The sequence below is a fragment of the Variovorax sp. P4_D9 genome, assembly GCF_056401695.1.
This window is the reverse complement of record NZ_JBFUIU010000590.1, coordinates 1-5,637: the sequence shown is the minus strand read 5'-3', so window position 1 is coordinate 5,637 and position 5,637 is coordinate 1. Positions and strand designations below refer to the sequence as shown.

Below are 5,637 nucleotides of genomic sequence, written 5' to 3'. Positions count from 1 at the left end.
CCGCAGGGGCAGTTCAAGCGCTCGCTAAAGCGGCCCGCCACGCGGCTGGCCTGGAGCAAGTGACCCATTGAGCTTCGTTCTCTCGGCAGCGTCGCTGCGCTTCGGCTGGCCCGGCGCCGACCGGCCCTGCATCGACATCGAGCGCTTCGAGGTCGCCGCCGGCGAGGCCGTGTTCCTGCATGGACCGAGCGGCTGCGGCAAGAGCACGCTGCTGTCGCTGCTGGCCGGCGTGCTGATCGCCGGCACCGGCCAGGTCCGCCTGCTCGGCCACGACTGGGCCGAACTCTCGGGCGCGGCGCGCGACCGGGCCCGGGCCGCGCACGTGGGCTACATCTTCCAGCAGTTCAACCTGCTGCCCTACCTCAGCGTGCTCGACAACGTGCTGCTGCCCTGCCGCTTCTCGGGCCGGCGCATGGCCCAGGCCTCGCGCGACGGCTCGGCACCCGCGCAGGCGCGCGAGCTGCTCGACCGCATGGGCCTCGAGCGCAGCCTTTGGCAGCGCCAGGCGATGCAGCTGTCGGTCGGCCAGCAGCAGCGCGTGGCCGCGGCACGGGCGATGATCGGCCACCCCGAGGTCGTGATCGCCGACGAGCCCACCTCGGCGCTCGACGAGGACCGCCGCGAGGCCTTCCTCGACGTCCTGCTCGCGGCCTGCGAGGCGAACCGCAGCGCCCTGGTGTTCGTGAGCCACGACCAGCGCATCGCCGAGCGCTTCTCGCGGCATGTGCTGCTGCCCGAGATCAATCGCGCGGCCGGAGCGCTCGCATGACGGCGCTCTTCGAGATCGCCTGGCGCAGCGCCTGGAACCGGCGCTTCACGCTTGGGCTAACCGTGTTGTCGATCGCGCTCTCCACCTTCCTGCTGCTCGGCGTCGAGCGCATCCGCACCGAGCTGCGCGAGAACTTCGCCTCGTCCGTGTCGGGCACCGACCTGATCGTCGGCGCCCGCACCGGCTCGACGCAGCTGCTGCTGTATTCGGTGTTTCGCATCGGCGCCGCCACCAACAACATGCAGTGGAAGAGCGTGCAGGCGCTGGCCGCCCATCCGGGCGTCGACTGGGCGGTGCCGCTGTCGCTCGGCGACTCGCACCGCGGCTTCTCGGTGTTGGCGACCACGCCGGGCTACTTCGATCATTTCCGCTACGGCAATCGCCAGCCGCTGCAGTTGCACGAAGGCAAGCCCTTCGCCGAACTGTTCGACGCCGTGGTCGGGGCCGAAGTGGCCGACGCACTCGGCTACCACGTCGGCCAAAAGATCACGCTGACGCACGGCAGCGGCGAGCTCAACGTCTCCGAGCATGCCGACAAGCCCTTCACGGTGGTCGGCGTGCTGGCGCGCACCGGCACCCCGGTCGACCGCACGGTACACATCGGGCTCGAGGCGATGGAGGCGATCCATCTCGAATGGATGGGCGGCGCGCCGATGCCCGGCCTCAGGATCCCGGCCGAGCAGGTGCGCAAGTTCGACCTGACGCCGAAGAACGTGACCGCGGTCATGGTTGGGCTGAAGAACCGGGCCGCGGTGTTCGCAGTCCAGCGCTGGGTCTCGACCTATGCCGGCGAGCCGCTGATGGCGATCCTGCCGGGTGTGGCGCTCGACGAATTGTGGAGCGTGGTCGGCATCGGCGAGAACGCGCTGCTGCTGATGTCGGCGCTGGTCGCACTGGTGAGCCTGGCCGGCCTGGTTTCGGTGGTGATGGCCGGCCTCAATGAGYGGCGCCGCGAACTGGCGGTGCTACGGGCAGTGGGTGCCAGCCTGCGCCATGTGCTCGCGCTGCTGGCACTCGAGGGCGCCCTCGTGACGCTGCTCGGCGTCGCGCTCGGCATCGTGGCGACGGCGCTCGGCATCGCCTTCCTGACGCCCTGGCTGCAATCGCATTTCGGACTGGCGCTGCGGCTGTCCGAACCTACACTGAACGAATGGCTGCTGCTCGCGAGCCTGGTCGCGGCGGGCTGGCTGGCCGGCCTGCTGCCGGGCGTCCGGGCCTACCGGCTCTCGCTCGCCGACGGACTTTCCCCGAGAATCTGAATACATTGCGGGACAGATCAAGAAACTGCGCAGCAGTTTTTGCTCTGTCCTCAACGGACTGGAAACATGACGCGTCCTCCTCTCTTCACGCTGCTCTCGCTGGTCGTCGCCAGCAGTGCGCTCGCCGCCGGCCCGGCGCCGCAGGCCACCTCGCCGACCCAGCCGCTCGGCGGCAAGGCTGCGGAAGCCAAGCCGGTGCCGGGCCAGCCCAGGCTCATCAGCTGGGAAGAACTGGTGCCCAAAGACTGGGATCCGATGAAGGAGCTCAAGGGCATGGACCTGAGCAAGCTCGACGACAGCGACCCGCGCGCCAACGAGATGCTCATGAAGCTGCAGGAAGTCTCGAACAACGCGCCCACCAACCCGGCGCTCAATGGCGTCGAGGTGAAGATCCCCGGCTTCATCGTGCCGCTCGAGGAGAGCAAGGGCGAGGTTACCGAGTTCCTGCTGGTGCCCTACTTCGGCGCCTGCATCCACACGCCGCCGCCGCCGGCCAACCAGATCCTGCACGTGCGTCCGAAGCAGGGCGCGAAGTTCCGCGCCATGGACACCGTGTGGGTCACCGGCAAGCTGCAGACCGTGCGCAACGACTCGATGATGGGTGTCAGCGGCTACCAGGTGACGGCCGACAGCGTCACGAAGTACAGTGGCAGCCCGAAGCCCTAGGACCTGCCGATCTCGGTCAGGAGCCGGGTCACGAGGTAGAGACGCGGAACGATCGAATCGACCTCGATGAACTCGTCCTTCGCGTGGTAGCCGAAGCCCGCGAGGCCGAAGCTCTCGACCACCGTGGCCTTGCCCGAGCGCCCCGCAAAGCCGGCGTCCGTGCCGCCGCCGCTCATCGGCGTCAGGCCCAGCTCGCGGTCCAGCTCCTTGTAGATCGCCTGTGCCTTCGCGGCCAGCGCGGCACCCTTCTCGCCGGCCAGGTAGGCCGGGAGCACCACCTCGAGCTTCACCACCGTCTCGGTGTCGGGGATCAGCTTGCTGGCCGCCTTGGCTTGCAGCGCGGCTTCGAGCTTCTTCTCGGCGCCGGGCTGGGTGATGCGGATGTCGCCATCGCCTGGCCTTGGCGAGAATCTGGTTGAACGGCCCGTTGGCGCTCGCCACGGTCCAGTTCAGCGTCACGCCGCCCTTCAGCGTGCCGATCACGATGTCGGCGCCGGCGCCGGCCGTGGCCTTGCGCCGCTCGGTCTTGAAGCCGATCTTCTTGAGTTGGCCGTCGACCAGGTCGGCCATCTTCAGAAAGCCGTCGACGTCGAGGCTGCCGGACTCGATCAGCACCATCTCCTTCATGTTGTCGATCATCGCGGGCTGTGCCTTCTGAGCCGCGGCGAGCAACCTGGCATCGGGCGCGGCATGCACCGGGCCGGCGGTGAAGGCCAGGCCGCAGGCCAGCGAGGCCAGACAGCGCGCCGGGAATTCGTTCAATCATTCTTCTGCCCTCAGCGGCTGAACAGTCGATAGATCCGGTCGTAGAAGTCGGCCGGGAAGCGCCAGTAGCGCGCACCGCCCGGCGTCAGCTGCTCGTCGAGACCACGGCGCAGCGGCGCAGCGTTCAGCAGGAACTGCGCCACGATATCCCCGCTGACCCATGGGTCGTCGTACCAGAAGGCGTGCGAACTCTCAGGCAGGTTCGGTATGTCCTTCGGGTCCACCCGTATCAGGTCGAAGCGCAGCTTGCGCGAGGCCTCGACCAGGAAGCGGGTCTGCTCCTCGTCCAGTTCGGTCACGTCGGGGCGGCCCGCCCGCGACGCGCGGCCGACGATGGCCGCGAGGCGAAGCACCGAATCGTTGAGGTTGGCCGCGATGCTCACGCGTTCGATGATGTCGATGTAGCCGCCCAGCTCGTCGACGAAGCGGCGGGTGTCGATGTCGGGCGCCGCGAAGTAGATCTGACCGAGCCGCAGCCGCTGCTGCAGTTGCTCGCGCGATTCCCCGGGGCGCGGTGTACCCAGCCGCACCAGTGCCGGGCTCAGCACTTGCGCGCCGGCGCTGTAGGCCAGCACGTCGATCTTCGATGCCGTGGTGTTCTGGGCCAGCAGCTCGACCATTCGGGCGAAGGGCTCGACCGTGCTGGCCGCGTTGTTGACGTCGGTCAGGTAGCGCAGGACCGAACCTGCCGAGGGCCACATGAAGACCAGCACCACCATGCGCCGCCCGGTGAAATGCCGGAACTGCGCCGCCTGGGCCGCGGCCCGCGGCACCGTGTTGTTGGAGCCGTGGACGTAGATCAGCAGCTCGCTGTTGGGGCTCGCAGCCAGCGCCTTGTTGACCATCGCGAAGAAGGCCTTGGCGTCGGGCGAGTTCTTCACCTCCTCGTTCGGTCGCAGCATGGCCTTCTGTTCGAGCCGCTCCAGCTGGACGATAGGCCGCTCGTCGGGATCGGCGCTGGTGGAAAGCCGGTGCAGGGTTTCCCAGTCGAGGGTCTCGTCGCCCACGCGGACGTGCGCCACGCCCATGCGCAGGTCGTCGGTGGGCACGATGGTGTGGACCGGCTCGGGATGCTCGATCAGCGCCAGCCGGTTGGTGGCGTAGAACACGGGCACGTCGGTGGTCTTGAGCTTCTCGCCGATCTTCTCGAATGGATCGACGTCGCCGTTGCTGAAGCTCACCGGCGTCGGCATCAGCCGTACCGGTGCGTAGCAGCCGGCCAGCAATGCGGCCAACAGCAACGTGGACAAGAGCGAGACGGCCCTGGCGATTCCGAATGTCCCGAGATCGAGGTTGCGCATGCGCGGGAAGTATAGGGAGCCTCCACAGACCGCCCCAGACGTGCCACCATGGCGTTCCTCAAGAAAAGGAGACCCCCAATGTCGGATCATGTCTACAAGCTTCTCGAACTCACCGGCTCCTCGCCGACCAGCAGCGACGACGCCGTGCGCCGCGCCATCGCCAAGGCCAGCGAGTCGGTCCGCAACATCCAGTGGTTCCAGGTCACCGAGACCCGCGGCCACGTGGTCGACGGCAAGGTCGGCCACTGGCAAGTCACGGTGAAGGTCGGTTTCACCCTGGAAGACTAGACCGACCTGTCCGAATGGGCCGGCGCAGCCCGGCCCCCTTCGTTAAACACCGCGGAACCGGCTTCGCCGGCCCGCTGGTGTTGCCCCCGGCAGGGGGTGGGCGCCCGGACACGAAGTGCCGGGCAAGCTGGGGGCGAGCGAAAGCTAGTCTGGTGCCTGAATCACCCGGTCGAATTCCTCGTCGGCCGGCACGTTGTCGGCGTCGAGTTCGCTGGCGTCCGTGAGGTCGATGCCGGTCTCGTCGGAGAGTTCGTCCGTGGCCTCTGCCTCGGGCTCATCGAATTCGTCTTCCTCTTCCGGCAAGGCCTCATCGGCTTCGTCGATCTCGGGTTCGTCCGCGGCTTGTCCGGAGCGCGGAGGAAGGTCGGCGCTGGTCATGATCGGGCTCCTTGAATGCTGCTTCGCATGATGCACCCCAGTATGCGCCTGCTGCCGAATCAGCCTTTTCGGCGAAGGGGAAAGAAGCTTTTGACATCCTCACCCTTGAAGGACGAGGATTCCTGCTGAGGCGTGCTGCGCGTTACGCACGGCCTGCCTCTTCGGTGGGTTCCTGCTTCGCAGGGGCCGCGCGCTTCGTCCTTGCGGACGC

At 67.8% G+C, this 5,637-nt stretch carries 9 protein-coding genes; 6 read left to right on the top strand and 3 right to left on the bottom strand.

Annotated elements, in window-relative coordinates; all coding sequences use genetic code 11:
- The first annotated feature begins 67 nt into the window (after nt 1-67).
- The 3 genes from AC1DY5_RS39735 (at nt 68) to AC1DY5_RS39725 (ending at nt 2,694) form a co-directional block, all read left to right on the top strand.
- The gene (locus AC1DY5_RS39735) at nt 68-769 is read left to right on the top strand and encodes an ATP-binding cassette domain-containing protein (RefSeq protein WP_478119948.1); all 702 of its coding nucleotides are present in this window, start codon (nt 68-70) and stop codon (nt 767-769) included.
- Nucleotides 766-2,028, top strand: a complete 1,263-nt coding sequence (locus tag AC1DY5_RS39730; protein ID WP_478119947.1) for an ABC transporter permease — start codon at nt 766-768, stop codon at nt 2,026-2,028. Before AC1DY5_RS39735 ends, AC1DY5_RS39730 begins: the two co-directional genes overlap by 4 nt.
- A 66-nt stretch (nt 2,029-2,094) precedes the next feature.
- Nucleotides 2,095-2,694 carry a DUF3299 domain-containing protein gene (locus AC1DY5_RS39725; protein ID WP_478119946.1) on the top strand — a complete coding sequence of 200 codons (600 nt, stop codon included), beginning with the start codon at nt 2,095-2,097 and terminating at the stop codon, nt 2,692-2,694.
- Here AC1DY5_RS39725 and AC1DY5_RS39720 read toward each other — a convergent pair.
- Nucleotides 2,691-3,008, bottom strand: a complete 318-nt coding sequence (locus AC1DY5_RS39720) for a M20/M25/M40 family metallo-hydrolase (protein WP_478119949.1) — start codon at nt 3,006-3,008, stop codon at nt 2,691-2,693. The two genes, AC1DY5_RS39725 and AC1DY5_RS39720, sit on opposite strands and share 4 nt — an antisense overlap.
- 1 nt (nt 3,009) lies before the next feature.
- Here AC1DY5_RS39720 and AC1DY5_RS39715 point away from each other — a divergent pair, with 1 nt between their 5' ends.
- Nucleotides 3,010-3,492: a hypothetical protein gene (locus AC1DY5_RS39715; RefSeq protein ID WP_478119945.1), complete on the top strand. Its 483-nt coding sequence runs from the start codon at nt 3,010-3,012 to the stop codon at nt 3,490-3,492.
- On the opposite strand, the gene AC1DY5_RS39710 is transcribed toward AC1DY5_RS39715, so the two are convergent.
- Nucleotides 3,471-4,760: an alpha/beta hydrolase gene (locus AC1DY5_RS39710; protein ID WP_478119944.1), complete on the bottom strand. Its 1,290-nt coding sequence runs from the start codon at nt 4,758-4,760 to the stop codon at nt 3,471-3,473. The two genes, AC1DY5_RS39715 and AC1DY5_RS39710, sit on opposite strands and share 22 nt — an antisense overlap.
- A 78-nt stretch (nt 4,761-4,838) precedes the next feature.
- On the opposite strand from AC1DY5_RS39710, the gene AC1DY5_RS39705 reads away from it, so the two are divergent.
- Nucleotides 4,839-5,048: a dodecin gene (locus AC1DY5_RS39705; protein ID WP_478119943.1), complete on the top strand. Its 210-nt coding sequence runs from the start codon at nt 4,839-4,841 to the stop codon at nt 5,046-5,048.
- A 144-nt stretch (nt 5,049-5,192) separates the two neighbouring features.
- On the opposite strand, the gene AC1DY5_RS39700 is transcribed toward AC1DY5_RS39705, so the two are convergent.
- Nucleotides 5,193-5,426, bottom strand: a complete 234-nt coding sequence (locus AC1DY5_RS39700) for a hypothetical protein (protein WP_478119942.1) — start codon at nt 5,424-5,426, stop codon at nt 5,193-5,195.
- An 11-nt stretch (nt 5,427-5,437) separates the two neighbouring features.
- On the opposite strand from AC1DY5_RS39700, the gene AC1DY5_RS39695 reads away from it, so the two are divergent.
- Nucleotides 5,438-5,637 (top strand): hypothetical protein (locus AC1DY5_RS39695; RefSeq protein WP_478119941.1); only part of this gene is annotated, 200 nt, incomplete at its 3' end.

Coding starts and splice junctions, on each gene's coding strand:
- AC1DY5_RS39725 (WP_478119946.1), top strand. CDS start 2,095: ATGACGCGTCCTCCTCTCTTCACGCTGCTCTCGCTGGTCGTCGCCAGC.
- AC1DY5_RS39710 (WP_478119944.1), bottom strand. CDS start 4,760: ATGCGCAACCTCGATCTCGGGACATTCGGAATCGCCAGGGCCGTCTCG.
- AC1DY5_RS39705 (WP_478119943.1), top strand. CDS start 4,839: ATGTCGGATCATGTCTACAAGCTTCTCGAACTCACCGGCTCCTCGCCG.
- AC1DY5_RS39700 (WP_478119942.1), bottom strand. CDS start 5,426: ATGACCAGCGCCGACCTTCCTCCGCGCTCCGGACAAGCCGCGGACGAA.